This window comes from Pelagimonas sp., assembly GCF_058892305.1.
The window spans coordinates 1-19,013 of the sequence record NZ_JBZXVN010000062.1 but is presented as its reverse complement, the minus strand read 5'-3'; the positions used below and the strand labels follow the sequence as shown (position 1 = coordinate 19,013).

Genomic DNA, 19,013 nt, shown 5'->3' with positions numbered 1-19,013 from the left:
TTAATTAGGGCACAACGACACCCCCGACCGAACGTGCCAAATACGGTTTCAGAAAAAGCGACACCTATCCGCCAGAACCAGCGAATTTTCTGACCAAGGCCACGGAAATGCCGGGGTCGTGGTGGCCCTACTGGGCGGACTGGCTCGAGGCCAAAGACGGCAAGACCGTCAAGCCTCGAAAGCCCGTCAACCGCGGAAAGTACAAATCCATCGAGCCGGCACCGGGAAGCTACGTTCGGGCGAATTGAGACCGCGTTCCATGACAGGGATATGTGGTCGTTCGGTACTGCCGGAAATCGCCGCGAAACCTGAACGCCATCCCTCGTGAAGCGGAACGACCGGAAATCCTATCCCTATTGAACCAAGCATCAAACGTCTTGCATTCCTCGGCATAATCAAATGGCCGGTAGCGGATACTCCTGTGCATATGTGGGCAGGGCAACGATCTTCGTCAGATTTCACCGAATGAATTGCCCCCCAATCAACCGGCATTCCGAAATCCCGACTGTGACTGGTCTGGTTGTATGCCGAAATTGAGCGCAAAAACACAGCATTGGGTGCGCTAGGCTCGTATTCCATCGCTGACAAGTTCAAGGATCTGGTTGGCAATAACCTCAGGAGGTTCCGAACCGTCAGGGTTGTACCACTCCGGCATCTGGTTGAAGGCCGAGAACAGCACCTGCGCCAGTCTTTTTGTTGAACTTTGGCGGATCGATTTGTCTTCAATGCCGGCCTTGATGATCTCTTCAAGGAAATCCTGACCATCGCGCAGGGTCTGGCGCAGTTTGTCCTGGTTTCTGCCCGTGAGGTTGCGGCGCGCCTCGCGCATCAATGAGGAACCGAAATCACTCACAACCAATGCGGCGTAAGAACGAAAAAACACGCGCAACCTGTCAAGGCCGTTGCCAGTTGATACCTGGGCCGCGTCAAAGCAAAGCTTGACCCCTTCCAGCGACACCAATGAGCACTGCATCAGGATGTCTTCCTTGTTGCGGGCGTAGTAATAGAGTGCAGGCTTGGTCAGATCGAGTTCGGCGGCGATATCATCGAGCGTGGTTTTCTTGTAACCGACTGTCGAAAACAGTCTCGCCGCAACGTCCAACACGGCACGGCGCTTCAGTTCCTGCTGCTCTTCGACGTCTTTTGTCTTTCTATGCCACTGGATTGCAGGCACATGACCCTCGCTTGAAATTGTGCGCCGGGCGAGAATTCTTCCCGCCCGGCATCTTACCAAGTTTAGTAGTCGAGGCCCCGGGCTGCAACTGTCCAGGCGCCGTTTTCAACCCTGGCCAGGATCAGCGTTTCCACCCCCTGGTGATCTTCGGGGCCGAAGCTGACGGTCTGGCCGCCGATCGGATCGACGTAGCCATTGATCGCCTCGAGTGCCGCAAGAAAGCCTTCGGTTGTCAGTTCGGGACCGGCCGCCTCAAGCGCCTCGGCCAGCAGGTCGATGAAAATATAGCCCAGTTGCGCCTGCGGCTCCATTTTTGTCCCATAGATCTCTGCATAGGTTTCCAGGATGCGCTTGGCCTCGCCTTCCGAGGTCGCGACATCGGCGAAGACGAAGGGCGAGACCAGATAGAGTCCTTCCATTGCACCGTCTGCCGCTTTGGCCACGGCATCCATGTAGGGGACCATGCCCGTGACGAAGATCGGTTCGAAGCCAAGCTTCTTGGAGGTGGCAACGGTCAAGATCGTGTCCTTGACACTGCCGGCGTTGAAGACAATGTCGCAGCCTGCATTCTTCAGGGTCGTGACCGAAGACACCATGTCGGTCTCTGTGGCCGAATGCTCGGTTTTTGCGACGATCTCCATGCCGTATTCATGCAGCTGCTGTTCGACGCCAAGCGTCATCGACTCGCCCGCTTCGTTGGCGATTTGCGACACGCAGGGAGTCTCAAACCCGCCGTTCTCATGAAAATAGGCAACCGCCGCTCGGAACTGCTCGGTATAGCTGCGGAAGAAGGCGTATTTCATTGGATGCAGCGGCTCGGCCATCTCGGTCGCCGCGGTCATGGGAAACAGGTTAGGAACGCCGGCCTCCAACTGCTGCGGCATGACCGCGAGGTTCATTGGTGTTCCCAGCGCGCCGACCATGGCAAAGACCTTGTCGCGGCGCAACAGTTTGTTGGCTGCCTGAATGGCGCGCGGCACCTGATATTGCATGTCCTCAATCACGATCTCGAGCTGGCGTCCATGGATGCCGCCGGCGGCGTTGATCTCGTCCACGCGCATCCGCAGGCCGTTGGCTTCGGGCACACCCCAGACAGCCAGCGGGCCGCTGAGATCGGTATAGGTGCCAAGCGTGATCTTGTCGTCGGTCACGCCTTGCGGACCTGCAATGGCCGCCCCGGTGGTCAGCGCGGAAAATGCCAGTGTTATTGCAAACTTCTTCATGATTTCCTCCCTTTCAAGGTTCAGTACATGGTGTCGATGAGGTCTTTGTATTTGCGCTCGACCTCGTTGCGTTTGAGTTTCATCGTCGGAGTGAGTTCCTCGTCCTCAGCCGTCAGAAGCACGTCGATCAAGCGGAACTTCTTCACTTGTTCCACCGGCGAAAATCCGGAATTCGCACGGTCCACCTCGTTGCCAATCAACTCGATGATCGGCTCGCTTTCGCAGAGCGATTTGTAGTTCGAGAACGGGATGCGCTTGTCCTGCGCGTATTTCTCGACCGTTTCCTGGTCGATCATGATCAGCACGGTCAGGTACTTGCGCTTGTCGCCAATGATCACAGCGTCCGAGATGTAGGGCGAGAATTTCAGCTCGTTTTCCAGCTGCGACGGCGTGATGTTCTTGCCGCCGGCGGTGATGATGATGTCCTTCTTGCGATCCAGAATGGTCAGATCGCCATTGTCGTCCATCTTGCCGACATCGCCGGTATGCACCCAACCATCCACCATGGTCTCGGCGGTCTTTTTCGGCTGGCTCAGGTAGCCCGAGAAGTTCGACCGCGCGCGGATCAGGATCTCGCCATCCTCGGCCAGTTTGGCCTCTACGCCGCGCATGGCCCGCCCGATCGAGCCGATCGGCGACTGGCCGGGCACGGTGGCGGTGACGATGCCAACTTCGGTCTGGCCATAGGCCTCTTGCACCGAAACGCCGAGCGCGTTGAACCAGCGGAGCAGACGCGCCGAGATCGGCGCCGCGCCCGAGACGATCGTATGTGCCCGCGCCAGACCCAGTTCGACGCGGATATTGCGCAGCACAAGGAAATCGAGCACTCTGTGCACAAGGCCAAGGCCCAACGACACCTGTTTGCCCGCCGCCAGCAGATCGGCGCGGCGTTCGGCCACTTTCAGCGCCCGCGTATAGGCAAAGCGGCCAAAGGCGGTGGCGTCATTCATGATGAAAGAGATGCGGGAATAGAACTTCTCCCACACCCGCGGCACCGCGAAGATGAAGGTCGGGGCCACCTCCTGAATATCGGCGTTAAAGGTCTCGCCGCTTTCGGCAATGTTGATGGTGATGCCATGCCGGATCGGGATAGCAACCGAGATCATACGCTCCGCAGCGTGGCACAGCGGCAGGAAGGTCAGGATTTCGTCACCCGGTCCCAGCGGTATTTCCGGGTGGTTGTCGGATTGCGCCAGAAAGTACCGGTGCGAGATCATCGCGCCCTTGGGCGCGCCGGTAGTACCCGAAGTATAGATCAGCGTGGCGATGTCCTCGCCCTTGCCGGCATCAATACGAGCTTCGAAGGCGGCGTGCATGGCAGGGTCGCCATCGGCGGCAAGCTCGAGAAACGCTTCCCATCCCATGACCTTGTCATGCGAGAATCGGCGCAGGCCTTCCATGTCGTAGACAACGACCTTTTCAATCCCCGGCAGCTCGTCCTGTACCAGCAGGTATTTGTCGAGCTGTTCCTCGTCCTCGACGAACAACACCTTGGCGCCGCTGTCGTTGAGCTGATAGGCGACCTGTTTTTCCTGCAAGGTCGGGTAGAGCCCGTGGGTGACCGCGCCGATGCACTGGATGCCGAGATCGGAAAACACCCATTCCTTGTTGTCTTCGCTGATGATCGCCACGACGTCGCCGGCATCGACCCCCAAGGCCATCAGCGCACAACCTGCCTGCCGGGACCGGTGATAGTAGTCGGTCCAGGTGTATTCTTCCCAGATGCCGAAATCCCTTTCGCGGATCGCGATCGCAGACCCGAATTTCCGGCAGTTCTGCCGAAACAGCTTGGGCAGTGTGTCGCAGCCGTCGATTTCAAAGACGGGCGGGGTCCAGTTTTGTGTAGAGATGTCGTTCATCGCCATGTCTTCCTTGCTTTCCAGCGGCGGTCGCCCCGCGCGCTGTCGGCCTTGATGCCAAGGTAAAATTCGCGGATATCGGCGCTGTTCATCAGCACGTCGCGTTCGCCTTCCATGACGATCCGCCCGGTTTCCAGCACATAGCCGAAATCGGCGGCCGGAAGCGCGACGCTGGCGTTCTGTTCCACCAGCAGCATCGTCATGCCTTCCTCGACATTGATCCGCTTGATGATTGCGAAAATCTCGGAAATCAGCCGGGGCGAGAGACCCAGCGACGGCTCATCCAGCAGCATCAGGCTGGGCCGTGCCATGAAGGCGCGTCCAAGGGCCACCATCTGCTGTTGCCCGCCCGACAGGTAGATCGCCTGCTTGTCGAGAAATTCGCGCAGGACCGGGAACCAGCCCAGCACCTTTTCGAAATCGCGCGCCACCTCGTCGCGGTCCTTGCGGCAATAGGCACCCATCATCAGGTTGTCTTTCACCGACAAAAGCGCAAACACTTCGCGTCCTTCGGGGCTATGGGCCACACCGGTGCGGGCAATCACATCCGGATCCAGGCCGGTAATGGCCTTACCCTTGAATGTGATCTCACCTTTGAACGGGTCGAGCGCCCCCGAGATGGTTTTCAGGATAGTGGTCTTGCCAGCGCCGTTCGATCCCATGACCGTGACCACGGTGCCTTCGCGCACCGAAAGGCTGACACCGCGGATCGCCATGACGCGGCCATACATGGTTTCGACATTGCGGACTTTCAGAACTTCGCTCATGCCGCTTCCCCCCCTAGATAGGCTGCCTGCACATCCGGGTCGTCCTGCACCTCCGAGGCGCTGCCGGTGGCCAGGAAGCGGCCTTCGTTGATTGCCAGAACCTTGTCCGAGACCTTGTTCACCAGCTTCATGTCGTGCTCGATCATCACCACGGTGATGCCCAGATCCTCGCGGATGTCTTCGATCACAAAGGCGGTGTCGTCGGTTTCCTCGGTGGTCAGCCCGCTGGAGGGCTCATCCAGCAACAGGATCTCGGGGCTGGCGACCAGCGCGCGCGCCATCTCGGTTTTCTTGCGCACGCCGTAAGGCAGGTCGGCGACGCGGGCGTGACGGTAGCCTTCGAGATCGAGAAACTCGATAACCTCTTCCGCCTTGCGGCGGTGCTCCAGTTCCTGGCGTAATTGGCCGGGCAGGAAGAACAGCTCGCTCAGCGGCGAGAACCGCCCATGCCGGAACCGGCCGATCAACAGGTTGTCCAGAAGTGAGGCATGCTCGAACAATTCGATGTTCTGGAAGGTGCGGGCGATGCCGTGGTTGATCACTTCGTGGGGCCTGGCCCCCAGCAGGCTTTCGCCACCAAAGCGGATATCGCCTTCCAGCGGGTCATAGATGCGGCAGATCAGGTTGAACACCGTGCTCTTGCCGGCACCATTGGGACCGATGATGGTGAATACCTTGCCCGGTTCCACCGAGAAGCTCAGGTTATCGACGGCTTTCAGCCCACCGAATGCCAGCGACACGTTTTCGACTTCAAGCCAGCTCATTTCAGACGCTCCGTCTTGAGGAAGGTCTTCTGACGTTGGAAGCTGCGGCGCTTGTACATCGGGAAGACGTTGAAATAGTGATGGATTTTGACCCAGCGGCCATAGAGCCCATCAGGTTCGAACAGGATGAAGCCAAGAAGGATCATCCCGAAGGCGAGGCTGTCGAACCCGCCGGATGTGGCTATGGCCCCGGGAAGCAGCACCTTGACCCAACTCAGGACGGTGGGCAGCAGCACGATGAAGAACGCGCCGAAGATGGCCCCGTGGATGGTGCCGATCCCACCGACAACGATCATAAGAAGCAGGCGAATGCTCTCACCCATGCCGAAAGTTTCCGGTGTAATGTAGTAGAACGCATGCGCCAGAAGCCCACCAGCCAGACCGGCGAACACCGCCGACAGGAAGAAGGCATAGGCTTTGTAGAAGGCCACATTCGTGCCCAGCGAACGGGCCGAAACTTCGCTGTCGCGGATCGCGATCAGGGCGCGGCCAGACCGTGTGCGCAACAGGTTGCGCGTCATCAGAATGGCGCCGACAAACAGGGCGAGATTTAACAGGTAGGTCTTCCAGCTCTGGTCGATGGCGATGCCGAAGATGTCGATGCCCGGAACCGGCAGGCCACGATGTCCGCCGGTAAAATCGCCGCCGCCGCCGATCAGCCGTTCGGTCACGATAGCAATCGAAAGCGTAGCGATGGCGAGATACAAGCCATGCATGCGCCCGCAGATGCGCCCGATGGCCAGCCCGACCAAACCAGTGATCAGCGCCGCCAGGGGCAGCGACAGGATCCACGGCACGCCGTAGCGGCTGAGCAGGATGGTATGAGCATAGGCGCCGATGGCAACAAAGGCGGCCTGCCCGAAACTCACTTGTCCCGAGAATCCGGTGAGGATCATCAGACCCAGGCCGGCGATGGCATAGATGTAGACAAACGACAATTCGTCCAGAAAGTAGCCGTCAAGGAACAGCGGGGCGGCAAGCGCGATACACAAGAACAGCAGATACCAGAAAGCCTGTGTGCGGTCGCGAAACAGGCGGATGTCCTGCTTGTAGGATTTGCGGAAAAGAACGCGCATGAGCCTATACCTTCTTTGCGTAGATTTGTGCCAGCAGCCCTTCGGGCCGGATCAGCAGCACGACGAACATGATCAGATAGGCGCCGATGCCCTTGAACGTCGGGAACATGATGTCGAAGAACGGCTCGGTCACGCCGATCAGCAAACAGCCCAGAACGGCGCCGGGGATCGATCCGAACCCGCCGACAATGGCGCCGGCAAAGGCTTTGAAGCCGACAAATCCCATCTGCGTCGAGACCAGCGTGACCGGGCCCAGGAGCAGGCCGGCGATGGCGCCGAAGATTGCGGACATGGCCCAGATGGACGAGGTCAGGCGCTTGACGGGGATGCCCATGTAAAAGGCCGCCAATTGGTTCAGGGACAAGGCCTGCATCGCCACGCCTTGGCGGGCATAGCGGAAGAAGGCGTAAAGCCCGCTGGCCACGATGGCAGTCACCAGGATCGCCAGAACGCTGGACCAGCCAATGATGACCGACCCAAGCGTCAGATTGCCCTCAACCGGGGCAGGCAGCGAATAGTTGCCAAAGCCCCATACAATCCCGGCCACGGCGCGCAGTGCAATTCCCAGCGCCAGCGTCAGGATAAAAACGGTGAACACCGGCTGCCCGGTGAGCCGCCGCACAACAAGCGCGTCGACCCCGTAACCGAACCCGCCCATGAACACGAGCGTCAGCAAGGCCCCCAGCCAATAAGGCAACCCCCAAAGCACGATGAACTGATAGCCTACAAAGGCCCCCAGCATCATGAACTCGCCCTGGGCGAAGTTCACCTGCTCGGTAGCCTTGTAGACCAGCACCAGGCCGATGGCGATCAGGCTGTAGAGACAGCCCTGTGACAGGCCGACCAGCAAAAGCTGTATGGCGTCGGCGAAACTCAGACCGGTCATATGGCGGCCCTCCAATGCTCTAGGATTTCGTTCATTTCGACGAAACCGGCGTCACCGGTTGTCGGAATGTCTGGCGGGGTTTGTGAGAATCGGGGGGCCGGGGCGGGCATTTCGATGCCGTCCACGGTGACAAAGCTCTCGCGTGCCCGGTTGTGCTGGTGTGTGGCAGCTTCGGCCAGTGGCACCACCGGCGCAAAGCAGGCATCGCTGCCTTCCAGCACCTCGCACCATTCGGCCTGTGTCCGGGTCAGGAACAGTTCGGTCAGGGCCTCGCGCATGGCCGGCTGCGCCTCGGGCGCATATTGGTCGGCAAAACGCGGATCATCGCTCAGCCCGGTCAGGCGCAGGAATTCGGTAAAGAACTGTGGCTCGACACAGCCGATGGATATGAACTTTCCGTCGGCGGTTTCGTAACAACGATACCACGCCACCCCGCCATTGATGAAATCGCCAGCGCGCTCGCCGCTCCAGGCCCCACCGGCCGCCAGCCCGTGTTGCATGGTCATCAAGAGGTTGACCCCATCGCACATGGCCGCGTCGACCACCTGACCCTCGCCGGTTGCGCGCGCATGGGTCAGGGCCGCGAGGATGCCGACATTCAGCATCATCGCGCCACCACCCTGATCGGCAATCAGGTTCATTGGCGCGGGCGGGGGCCGGTCGGCCTCGCCCAGCCCATGAACCGCGCCCGTGATCGCGGCATAGTTCAGATCATGCCCGGCAGCCTGTGCCAGCGGCCCGGTCTGTCCCCATCCGGTCATGCGGCCATAGACCAGCGCCGGATTGCGTGCCAGAACCGCCTCTGGAGCGAATCCGAGTTTCTCCATCTTGCCGGGGCGGAAGCCCTCGATCAGAATCTCGGCCCGCTCGATCAGCCCCCAGAGCTTTTCAGCATCATTTGCCTGCCGCAGATCGAGCACCAGACTGCGCCGCGAGCGATTGAACAGGTTGTGTTTCTCATCGATCGGCAAGGGGAAAGCCTGACCGGGGCGCGTGATCCGCACCACTTCGGCGCCCATGTCGGCCAGATGCATGGCCGCAAAGGGCGCAGGCCCGATCCCGGCCATTTCGATGACCCGAACACCTTTGAGGGGACCGTTGCGTGTCAGCATCTCGTCACCTCGCCCGCAGCCGCGTGGCGGCATCCAGACGCAGGGTCGCGCCGTTCATGTAGCTGTTTTCGATCAGAAAAGCGCAGGCATGGGCGAATTCTTCCATCCGGCCCACCCGCTTGGGGGCCTCGACGCTTTCTTCGAGCGAGGCGACGACCTCATCTCCGAGGCTCATCACCATCGGTGTGCCAAACAGTCCCGGCGCGATGGCGTTGATACGGATGCCTTTCGGCCCCAGCTCGCGCGCGGCAGGCAGGTTGAGCCCTATCACACCGGCCTTGGACGAGGCATAGGCAGTCTGCCCGATCTGGCCTTCATAGGCCGCCCCGGACGAGATGTTGACGATCACGCCACGCTCTTCCCCGTCTTCGGGCGGGTTTTCCAGCATCCGCGCGGCGGCCTGGCTCATCACGTTGAACGTGCCCACAAGGTTGATCTCGACCGTGCGGCGAAAGGCATCGAGAGACGCAGGTGCGCCCTCGCGGTCGACCACCTTCATCGGGCTGACCACACCGGCACAGTTGATGGCGACATGCAGCGCGCCAAAGCGGTCGACCACAGCCGAGATGGCCTCGGACACGTGCTCGTCGCTGGTCACATCCACCTGCCGGAACATGGCCCGGTCCGCGCCCAAACGGTCGGCCAGCGCGGTGCCCTGTTCCATGTCGCGGTCGAACATGGCCACCTGTGCACCCAGCCCGTGCAGGTATTCTGCCGTCGCAGCACCAAGTCCCGAGGCCCCGCCGGTCACGATAATGGTCTTGCCTTCTATCTTCATGACCTGGGCCCCTATTTGAACGCCGCCACACCGGTCAGGGACCGGGCGATCAGCAGTTTCTGAATCTCTGTGGTCCCGTCCGGGATCGGCCCGATGATGGCTTCGCGGGCCAGGCGTTCGACGATGAACTCGCGGGTCACGCCGTTGCCGCCATGGATCTGCACCGCCTGCCGCGTGGCGTTCACCGCGATCTCGGTGCCGTACCACTTGGCCATGGCGCATTCCGTGTCGCAGCGTTCATCGCGGTCGATCATGCCGGCGGCACGATGGGTCAGCAGGCGCGCCGCGTCGATCTCGGTTGCCATGGTGGCGATCTTGTCGGCAATCATCTGATGCCCGGCGATCTGCTTGCCATGCTGGTTGCGCTCTTGCGCGTAACGGATCGATTCCTCAAGCGCCCGGCGCGCCAGCGCGATGCCCCACATCGCCATATGCACCCGCGCGCGTTCGAACACGACCAGCGTCTGCTGCAACCCGCGCCCTTCGGCGCCGATGGTGTTCTCAACGGGCACCCGCACCTCATCGAGGAAGACCTGCGAGGTCGACTGTGCATTGAGGCCGATCTTGGGGATGTCGCGGGTTTCGAACCCGTGTTCCTTGCGGTCGACCAGGATATGCGTCAACCCCTCGCCGGTGTTGCAGGTGCAGATCAGGAAATCGGCGAAACGCCCGTTCGAAATCCAGGTCTTTTCGCCCGAAATCACCCAATCGCCGCCATCCTTGCGGGCGCGTGTCTTGACCGCCGCCACGTCCGAGCCGACACCCGGCTCAGAGATGCCGATGGCCACGGATGTCTCACCCGCCAGAAGCTGTGGGATATAGCGCGCGCGTTGTTCATCGGTTCCAAGGCGAAGCAAAAGGTCGGCGCCCACCACGTTGATTAGGATCGGCAACGCAATGTCCATCGCCGTGACGCCGACCTCTTCGAATAGCATCAGGTGCGTGGACCAATCGAGCCCCATGCCACCCGCCTCTTCGGGATGGGGGGCCGAGGTCAGGCCGAATTCGGACAGTTGCGTGAGGAACCCCTGGATCACCTCTTTTTCAAACGGCGCATCCTTGACCTTCAGGTATTCCGGTTCGATCTGGTCATCGAGGAAGCGACGCAGCATGTCGCAGGCCATTGTCTGTTCTTCGGTCTTGAACATCTCGCTCTCCTATCGTGCCAGAATCAGGACCGAGGCCACGGCCTCTTCGATCCCGATCAGCCCACCACCGTTCTCTGCAATTGCCACCTTTGCCCCTTCGACCTGGCGCGTGCCGCATTCGCCGCGCAGCTGGCTGACAAGCTCATAGACCTGCCCCAGACCGGTGGCGCCGATCGGGTGGCCCTTGCACTCCAGCCCACCCGACGGGTTGACCGGCACACGCCCGCCAATCGTGGTCTCGCCACGTTCGGAGGCTGCCGCGCCCTCACCAAAGGGAAAAAGACCAAGGTTTTCGATCTGGATCAGCTCGCCCACAGCAGTGGCGTCATGCACCTCGGCGACCGAGACGTCCTCGGGCCCAAGCCCGGCCTTCTCATAGGCGCGCCGGGCCGCCTTAGCGGTCAGATGGTTTTCAAAGTCGTCGCCATCCCGGTCCGAACCGGTCTGGATCACGCTGGCACGCAACTCGATGGCGCGGTCTCGGGAAATGCCGTGGCGCTTCATACCCGCTTCGGTCATCAGCACGGCCGCTGCACCGCCATCGCTCATTGGAGCGCACATCGGCAGGGTCAGCGGATAGGTGATCGGCGGCGCGCCCAGCACGTCGCCAACCGTGTAAGGGTCGCGGAACTGCGCCTTGTCGTTTTCCACCGAATGCATATGGTTCTTGGCCGCGATGGCCGCGAATTGCGCCTGTGTTGTCCCGAACAGGCGCATATGCGCGCGGGCAAAGGCAGCGTAGACGGCCATGAAAACGGAATAGGGTTTTTCGGACTCGCTGCCCTCAGGCAGATCGATGCCATGTCCCAGCGCCAGCAGTTGTTTTTCATTCTCCTCGGCTGTCGCCAGTTCCCAGCCCGAGTCGAAGAAGCTGAACATCTTGGCCTTGTCACCAGTCCACATCTTCTCGGCCCCGACGGCCAGCGCCACATCGCCCTCGCCTGCTTTCAGAAACTGCACAGCCAGGTTCAGGGCGGTCGATCCGCTGGCACAGGCGTTTTCCACGTTCACAACCGGAATGCCCTCGATCCCCATATCACGCAGGGCGATCTGGCCCGGGATCATCAACTGGCCTTCCAGATGTCGCTGGGTGGCGTTCGAATAATAGGCGGCCTCGACTGCACCGGCGGAAATCCTGGCATCATCTAGGGCCCCGGTGACGGCCTCGCGAGTCAATGACTTCACGGTCGCCCCGTCCAGGCGCCCCATACGCGTCATCGCCACACCGGTTATGTAAACCTTGTCCATCTTGGTCCTCATCAGGTTCCGGCAAAGACCGGTTTGCGTTTCTCCGAAAATGCCGCCAGCCCTTCGGCAGCGTCGTTTGATGTCAGGTGGTCGCGCAGGACCGACAATTCCCAGGCCAGGGCTTCGACTTGCGACATCTCGACTGACGCATTGGCGACCGCCTTCATGCGCGACAGAACCAGAGGACTTTTGTCAGCCAGATCTCTTGCGAACGCGTCCAGTCGAACCTCAAGCGCATCATCGGCAACCACTTCCTGCACAAGCCCCATGCGCAACCAATCGCACGCCGGCAGACTGCGGCCGGAAAACAGCAGGTATTTGGCGTTCGGCAGGCCAATCCGAGAGGGCAGGACAGCAGCGCCTCCGGCCCCTGGAAAGACCCCAAAATTGGCATGCGCATCACCGATCTTCGCGCTTTCTGCGGCGATCAGTACGTCGCAGCACATGGCCAGTTCCAGACCGCCGGCGACGGTCACGCCGTTCAGGCCACCAATGACGGGTTTGGGAAAATCGCGGAGAATCTGAAAAACCTCCGCTACGGCATCAAGGAAATCGCCGTCTTCGGACCGCTCCTTTGACAGACCAGCTTGCACCGCCTTGAGATCAGCGCCCGCACAGAACGCCCGGCCGCTGCCGGTCAGCACCACAACGCGCAGCTTTCCGTCACGACGAATGCACTCAAGCGCCTCCCCAAGCTCCAAAACCATGTCCCGCGAAAGAGCGTTCAACTCGGTGGGTCTGTTCAGGCGCAACCAGGCCGCCGATCCCCGCGTCTCCAAAATGACATTTACATGTTGCATATGCTCACCTTTATTTACTGACTAGTAAGTAATAATAAGCCTGCGCTGTCAACATCAAATTTCCTTATCTATTACAGCACCTTGGAAGAAACGCTCGAATGGGGGTTCATAAAACCTGTAAAAAACCGAGAATCAGAGTGACAGCTTTTTCGGGCGAGACTCGTTGTTCGCGAAGGAAATTTCACAGGAATTGCCCAAGGCCCAGGCTCGACGCGATCTTCCGCGTTGCCAGGCCAGAGGTCTTCAGCCTGAGGGCTTCGACGATCTTCTGCATAGGCAATCGTTCATTCTGGGGCTCTTAACTCTTCCTGCCGGAAGACAAGGCTACCCCGCCGCACGATCGCCCAGCGGCGTCTCTCAGCCCGGGTCCGGGGTGACCGGATGCCCCGGAATCCGTGGCCGGATCAAACCGGAATCACTGACCGGATGTTATCGGAATGCCAGACCGGATGAGCCCGGTGTGCGCAACCGGGTTCCATCCGTTCGCTTTGAGTGGTCAAAGACAGGGATGAAAGGCAGTATTTTGCGCTTGAGCGCCAGCCAGACAAGGTTCTCAGAATACCCGTATGCCGAGTCCGCTGCCACCCAATCTGGCTTCAGGCCGAACCGCTCTGACGTCCGGTCGATCATCTTGATATTGCGCCCACTTCTGCCTGCCGGATCAACCGCCAAGCATCGACATCCACGATGATCCCATGATCCGTGTCGATCAGATAGTTGTCAGAACAGGCAAAGAAAGCCGGGCCTTTCCGCGCAGCCGTCTATTGGCTGGCGGGATCCAGAGAAGTCCCAAGAAATGGAGTTGACGAAACATGCCCACCTAAAGAAACGAGCGGTATGCAAGGTTCAAATGAACCTCTTCGCAAAGCCGTCGCTCGGACCAGAGGCCAAAGCGGTAGCCTACGAGCGGCCCATGCCAGAAGTTTTGATTTCGTGCAGCGCCTTCGCTGCAAACTTCTTCGACAAACGGGGAGCAGGCCGTCTGGGTCATGTGTGGTTTTGGCTATTGCCAACGCAGCATTCCTAATCGCGTGCTGCATAGTCTTCGGTGCGATCAGGCCTACATCACCAAAGCTATCATTGAGCCCGGCGCTGAGGCCCAGAGTCCGAACAACTCCGTTCCTACGTTCGTTGCCGCTGTCGGGAGCGGGACCTGTCAGAAATCTGCGATGTGTAGCCGACTGAATTTGTTCGGTGTTGCCTGTTCGGCATTCCTGAAGCGCAAGCACACATGATTACCGACAGGCAGCAATTCCTGTGAAATTTCCTTCGCGAACAACGAGTCTCGCCCGAAAAAGCTGTCACTCTGATTCTCGGTTTTTTACAGGTTTTATGAACCCCCATTCGAGCGTTTCTTCCAAGGTGCTGTAATAGATAAGGAAATTTGATGTTGACAGCGCAGGCTTATTATTACTTACTAGTCAGTAAATAAAGGTGAGCATATGCAACATGTAAATGTCATTTTGGAGACGCGGGGATCGGCGGCCTGGTTGCGCCAGTGCGGCGCACGCCAGGTTGACGGCGCAAACGTGGCAATTGCCGAAAATGGTGGTGGGTTGATCGGGATCGAAGGGGCTGTGGCCTCGATTCTGATTCTGGCGCGATAGGAGAGCAGGATGTTCAAGACCGAAGAACAGACAATGGCCTGCGATATGCTGCGCCGCTTCCTCGAAATTGATACAAAGGACTAACCATGAATTCCTATGCCACGCCTATCGTCCCTGACACCTCCATCGACGATCTCAAGGCGCTTTTCACCTGCCAGAAAGCCGCCTCCAATGCCAACCCCTACCCGTCCTACGAAGAACGGTGCGGCAATGTCGAAAAGCTGCTGAAACTGACCGAGAAACACAAGCACGACATTTGTAATGTCATCGACAAGGATTTCGGCAACCGCTCGGTGCGCGAAACCACGCTGAGCGATTTGTTCCTTGTCATCCAGGGCGCCAAACATGCCCGCCGTCACCTGCGCAAATGGATGCGCCCGCGCCGGGTGGGCACAAGCCTGCATTCGCTGCCGGCCACATGCAAGGTGGTGCCGCAGCCCCTAGGAGTGATCGGCAATATCGCTCCCTGGAACTATCCCTATGCCATCGCGCTTCTTCCGGCGGTGCATGCGCTGGCCGCAGGCAACCGTATGATGATCAAGCCCAGCGAGGTCGCGGTACATACAACCGAACTTCTGGGCAATCTCGTTTCCGACAATTTTGACGAGGACCTGTTGGCCGTCGTCACCGGCGGGGCCGAGCTGGGCAATGCCTTTGCCGAACTGCCTTTTGACCACCTGATCTTTACTGGGTCCACCGCCGTGGGGCGCAAGATCGCCCAGGCCGCGGCACCCAACCTGACGCCTGTCACGCTGGAACTGGGGGGCAAGAGCCCCGCGATCATCGACCATTCCTATAATCCGGCCAAGGCGGTCAGCTCGATCCTGCGCGGCAAGGTGCTGAACTGTGGCCAGACCTGTATCGGAGTGGACTACGTCTTTGTGCCCACCGAAAAGCTCGATGGGTTCGTCGGGGATATGAAGAAGGGCTTTACCAAGTTCTTTCCCAACCTCGATGGCAACGAAGACTACACCACGATCGTTTCGGACCGCCATTACGACCGGCTGCGCAATCTGGTCACCGATGCCCGTGACAAGGGGGCAAAGGTGGTGACGGTCAACCCCGATGGTGGCGAGGGCAATACCAACAACCGGATTCTGCCGCTGAATATGGTGATCAACCCCAGCGACGACATGGCAGTGATGCAGGAGGAAGTGTTCGGCCCGGTTCTGTCGATCAAGACCTATGACAGCCTGGATGAGGTCACGGGCTATATCAACAGCCATGACCGTCCGTTGGCGCTCTATTGGTTTGGCCATGACCGCGCCCGTGAAAAACACATGCTGCAAAACACCTGGGCCGGGGGGATGTGCGTCAACGAAACCCTGTTCCACGTGTTCCAGGAAAAGTTGCCCTTCGGCGGCATTGGGGCCAGCGGCATGGGCACCCATACCGGCAAGGCTGGGTTTGACAGTTTCAGCGCCCACAAGCCGGTCTTCCGGCAGGCGCGGCTGAACTCGGCCAACCTTCTGAATCCGCCCTACAGCAGTCTCACCGACACGCTCTTGGCGGTCATGAAGAAAATCGTCTGACACGGACACAAAAAATGGTAACAGGGAGAGTAACAATGGCAGATTATGTAGTCATTGGTGGAGGATCTTCGGGAGGAGTGGTTGCCGCGCGGCTATCCGAGGATCCGAACACTACCGTCACGCTTCTCGAGGCAGGGGGTCCGGGTAACTCGAAATTCGTTTCGATTCCCGGCATGTTCGCCGGGCTGATCCAGAACTACAAAATCAACAAGCTGAACTGGCGCTTCAACACCACGCCGCAGAAAAATCTTAACAACCGTGCGCTTTATAACCCGCGCGGCAAGATGCTGGGCGGTTCGTCCGGCATGAACGGCATGGTCTATATCCGTGGCGAATCCGGTGACTATGACCGCTGGTCCGAACTCGGCAACGAAGGCTGGAGCTATGACGAGGTGCTGCCCTATTTCCGCAAGGCCGAAAACAACGAACGCGGTGCGGATGACTATCACGGCGACAGCGGTCCCTTGCATGTCAGCAACGGCGATGCCTCGTTTGATTTCTACAACGCCTTCCTCTCCTCGGGCGAGAAGCTGGAATACCCCAAGACCCCGGATTTTAACGGCGCCAATCGCGAAGGGCTGGGCATCTACCAGTTCACCACCAAGAACGGCGAACGCGCCTCGGTCAAGTTCTGCTATCTCGACCCGATCACGGACCGCAAGAACTTGGATATCCAGGTTAAGGCCACGGTGCGCCGGATCGTCATGGAAGACGGGCGCGCGGTGGCCGTCGAATACGACCAGGGCGGCGAAACCAAGCGGGTCGGGGTGAACAAGGAGGTCATCGTCAGCGGCGGGGCCTTCGGCTCGCCGCAAGTCCTGATGCTCTCGGGCATCGGACCCCGGGCCGAGTTGGAGAAACATGGCATCAAGGTGCAGCATGAATTGCCCGGCGTGGGCGAAAACCTGCATGACCACCCGGACGTGATGTTCGTGTTCAAATCTAAGAAACGCACCGGAATTTCCCTTGGCCCACTGGGCACGCTCAAGAACCTTGGTGCCTTCTACCAGTACTTCACCAGGCGCAAAGGTTGGCTCGCCAATCCGCCCACAGCGGCGGGTGGCTTCCTGCGGTCCGAGCCGGGTAGGAACAACCCGGATTTCCAACTTCACATGGTGCCGTTGCCCTATCGCAACCATGCCCATGACTACATGTCGATGATCAAGTGGGGCTTTACCATGATTGTCAATATCGGTCACCCGCGCAGCCGGGGGCGTTTGACGCTCAAGAACGCCAACCCGGGGTCCGAGCCCAATATCGACCTGAACCTGCTGGATCACGCCGATGACCTGAAGGACATGCGCAATGCCTTCAAGGTGACGCAGGACATCCTGCACGGCTCACCGCTGAAAGATATGATCGCCAAGCCGCTTTACCCAAAGCGTTATCTCAATACCGATGCCGAGATCGACGACTACCTGCGCGCCGAGGTCAACCATGCGTATCACCCGGTCGGCACCTGCAAGATGGGCCGCGACGACATGGCCGTGGTCGATGCGCGGCTCAAGGTCAAGGGACTGGCCAATGTGCGTGTCGCCGATGCCTCAATCATGCCCGAGATCATCAACGGCAACACCAATGCCACCTGTATCATGATCGGTGAAAAAGCCGCCGACATGATTAAGGAGGACGCAGCCGCAACCTGATCAATTCGCCCGCAAGGCCAAGGATGCCGAGCATCAGCAGAAGCTGAAGCGCTGGGTGTTGCTGGATACGGCCGCGCACGAGTTCACCACCAAGAGGTATTCGGAAACGTCAATTGGCGAATTGGCCGAGCTGCTCGATGTTTCCAAGCCTGCCCTCTGTTATTATGTGAAGAACAAGGAAGACATCCTGCTGCAGTGCACAATCGAATCTCCTTCTCGAAGGTGCGCAATAAAGCAACCGAACTCGTCCGTCACGTCCTGCAAGCGGATTCCGTCATACCGCGAGGTCGCCATGTCAGCGGCGCGCAACAGATTGGCAGCTTTTGAGAAAGTCCATTTGACAGCCTCGTATCCGGTTTGCATTTGTAGCAACATCGTGGCATGACAATCTCTGTCATGCTGGCACATTGAAATTAACCAGCACACCCGGGAATCGACTTTCAGTTTTCGAGAGTCCATATCCTGAAGCGCCCCTGCCCTGTCACCTCGCGGATCAAACCGCTTTCTTCCATCCACGCCAGATTGCGTTGAATGGCGGCGCGACTGGCTCCGGTCAGGGATTCAGCCATTGGGGCAGAGACCAATGGCCACTGAGAGAAAGCTTTGCGCAAGGCGACCGGCGTGCGACCCGACAAATGCGCCATGTCGGACTCTGCCCGCGCCGCCCACCTTTCAGTATCGTCAAGTACTCGCATCGCCGATAAAATCGCGCTGTTCATTCCATCCAACCAGTGGGGCAAGCGTTCGAGTGGCAAGCCCGAGATACGCAGCCCCCCTGCCCCACCCATATCGAGCGGTGCGAAGATGGCGCCGGTGCCATCGCTTGCCGCGATCCTGGACGCGGTGACGGCGGCTTCGATCTGGTCTCCCTGTTGTCCGAGGCCCGCGAGGCTCCAGAGATGAAAGCCCATGCAAGCCCGCGTGATTGGATGTAAGTCGACCGCAGCCGCCATGACGTCCAGCCACCCACCCGAGCGATCTTTGAAGCGCTCGGCGCTGTCCTCAATGATCTCGGGATCGCGGCGATCCAGAAAGGCGGCCAGGTCAACCATCGGTCCAGGACCACCTGTCAGGCGCCGAACAGCCCATCCAACGCGTGCCAAGGCATTTGGGTCATCCTGTGCGCCTGACAACCGCATTGATACCCAGAGCGCCAAACGATCAGAACTCACCCGATCCCCGGAAAACCAGCTAAGATCCGCCGCCTCGATCAAAGCGAGGCGGTGCCGCCAGCCTTCCGGGCCGCGCAGCAGTCGATCATCCAGAGCTCCTATGCGTCCAGACACGCGTGCCAGTCGCGCAGCGTGAACGCCTTCTGCCTTTGCCCAGTCGTCGATGACAGCAGTGTCTGGCGGTTCCGCCCGTGGCCCGGTGTCGCGTTGCCCTTAAATCT

The 19,013-nt window shown here is 59.6% G+C and carries 16 protein-coding genes and 2 pseudogenes; 4 read left to right on the top strand and 14 right to left on the bottom strand.

Annotated features, from left to right (window positions below; genetic code table 11):
- Positions 1 to 562: 562 nt before the first annotated feature.
- The 13 genes and pseudogenes from AC5EFR_RS21540 to AC5EFR_RS21480 all read right to left on the bottom strand — a co-directional run.
- Entirely contained in the window at positions 563 to 1,174 is a 612-nt protein-coding gene (locus tag AC5EFR_RS21540) for a TetR/AcrR family transcriptional regulator (RefSeq protein WP_493577776.1), read from the bottom strand.
- 62 nt (positions 1,175 to 1,236) lie between these two features.
- Positions 1,237 to 2,397, bottom strand: coding sequence for an ABC transporter substrate-binding protein (locus tag AC5EFR_RS21535; RefSeq protein WP_493577775.1), 1,161 nt, complete (start codon positions 2,395 to 2,397; stop codon positions 1,237 to 1,239).
- Between the two features lie 20 nt (positions 2,398 to 2,417).
- A complete protein-coding gene (locus tag AC5EFR_RS21530; RefSeq protein ID WP_493577774.1) occupies positions 2,418 to 4,256 on the bottom strand; it encodes an AMP-dependent synthetase/ligase in 1,839 nt (612 codons plus the stop codon).
- Positions 4,253 to 5,023 carry an ABC transporter ATP-binding protein gene (locus tag AC5EFR_RS21525; protein WP_093455111.1) on the bottom strand — a complete coding sequence of 257 codons (771 nt, stop codon included), beginning with the start codon at positions 5,021 to 5,023 and terminating at the stop codon, positions 4,253 to 4,255. Before AC5EFR_RS21525 ends, AC5EFR_RS21530 begins: the two co-directional genes overlap by 4 nt.
- A complete protein-coding gene (locus tag AC5EFR_RS21520) occupies positions 5,020 to 5,787 on the bottom strand; it encodes an ABC transporter ATP-binding protein (protein WP_093455112.1) in 768 nt (255 codons plus the stop codon). Before AC5EFR_RS21520 ends, AC5EFR_RS21525 begins: the two co-directional genes overlap by 4 nt.
- The gene (locus AC5EFR_RS21515) at positions 5,784 to 6,863 is read right to left on the bottom strand and encodes a branched-chain amino acid ABC transporter permease (protein WP_093455113.1); all 1,080 of its coding nucleotides are present in this window, start codon (positions 6,861 to 6,863) and stop codon (positions 5,784 to 5,786) included. Before AC5EFR_RS21515 ends, AC5EFR_RS21520 begins: the two co-directional genes overlap by 4 nt.
- A 4-nt stretch (positions 6,864 to 6,867) precedes the next feature.
- The gene (locus AC5EFR_RS21510) at positions 6,868 to 7,749 is read right to left on the bottom strand and encodes a branched-chain amino acid ABC transporter permease (RefSeq protein WP_093455114.1); all 882 of its coding nucleotides are present in this window, start codon (positions 7,747 to 7,749) and stop codon (positions 6,868 to 6,870) included.
- Positions 7,746 to 8,861 (bottom strand): CaiB/BaiF CoA transferase family protein, encoded by a 1,116-nt coding sequence (locus AC5EFR_RS21505; protein ID WP_093455118.1) that lies wholly within the window; start codon positions 8,859 to 8,861, stop codon positions 7,746 to 7,748. The genes AC5EFR_RS21510 and AC5EFR_RS21505 overlap by 4 nt, the downstream gene beginning before the upstream one ends.
- Before the next feature lie 4 nt (positions 8,862 to 8,865).
- A complete protein-coding gene (locus AC5EFR_RS21500; RefSeq protein ID WP_093455115.1) occupies positions 8,866 to 9,639 on the bottom strand; it encodes an SDR family NAD(P)-dependent oxidoreductase in 774 nt (257 codons plus the stop codon).
- Positions 9,640 to 9,650: 11 nt separating this feature from the next.
- A complete protein-coding gene (locus tag AC5EFR_RS21495) occupies positions 9,651 to 10,787 on the bottom strand; it encodes an acyl-CoA dehydrogenase family protein (RefSeq protein WP_093455116.1) in 1,137 nt (378 codons plus the stop codon).
- Positions 10,788 to 10,796: 9 nt separating this feature from the next.
- Positions 10,797 to 12,047, bottom strand: a complete 1,251-nt coding sequence (locus AC5EFR_RS21490; protein ID WP_493577773.1) for a thiolase family protein — start codon at positions 12,045 to 12,047, stop codon at positions 10,797 to 10,799.
- Positions 12,047 to 12,835, bottom strand: coding sequence for an enoyl-CoA hydratase/isomerase family protein (locus tag AC5EFR_RS21485; RefSeq protein ID WP_493577772.1), 789 nt, complete (start codon positions 12,833 to 12,835; stop codon positions 12,047 to 12,049). Before AC5EFR_RS21485 ends, AC5EFR_RS21490 begins: the two co-directional genes overlap by 1 nt.
- 459 nt (positions 12,836 to 13,294) lie before the next feature.
- Positions 13,295 to 13,614 (bottom strand): annotated as a pseudogene (locus AC5EFR_RS21480) (IS5/IS1182 family transposase); the annotation flags it as partial.
- 663 nt (positions 13,615 to 14,277) lie between these two features.
- Here AC5EFR_RS21480 and AC5EFR_RS21475 point away from each other — a divergent pair.
- The 4 genes from AC5EFR_RS21475 to AC5EFR_RS21460 all read left to right on the top strand — a co-directional run bounded on the left by AC5EFR_RS21475 (position 14,278) and on the right by AC5EFR_RS21460 (position 18,005).
- Positions 14,278 to 14,442, top strand: a complete 165-nt coding sequence (locus tag AC5EFR_RS21475; protein ID WP_493577771.1) for a hypothetical protein — start codon at positions 14,278 to 14,280, stop codon at positions 14,440 to 14,442.
- Positions 14,443 to 14,528: 86 nt separating this feature from the next.
- On the top strand, positions 14,529 to 15,974 hold the full coding sequence (locus AC5EFR_RS21470) for a coniferyl aldehyde dehydrogenase (RefSeq protein WP_493577770.1): 1,446 nt from the start codon (positions 14,529 to 14,531) through the stop codon (positions 15,972 to 15,974).
- Positions 15,975 to 16,009: 35 nt separating this feature from the next.
- Entirely contained in the window at positions 16,010 to 17,620 is a 1,611-nt protein-coding gene (locus tag AC5EFR_RS21465) for a GMC family oxidoreductase (protein WP_493577769.1), read from the top strand.
- Between the two features lie 55 nt (positions 17,621 to 17,675).
- Complete coding sequence (locus AC5EFR_RS21460; protein WP_493577768.1) at positions 17,676 to 18,005, top strand: TetR/AcrR family transcriptional regulator; 330 nt, start codon at positions 17,676 to 17,678, stop codon at positions 18,003 to 18,005.
- 55 nt (positions 18,006 to 18,060) lie between these two features.
- Here AC5EFR_RS21460 and AC5EFR_RS21455 read toward each other — a convergent pair.
- Positions 18,061 to 18,990 (bottom strand): annotated as a pseudogene (locus AC5EFR_RS21455) (hypothetical protein); the annotation flags it as partial.
- Positions 18,991 to 19,013 lie beyond the last annotated feature (23 nt).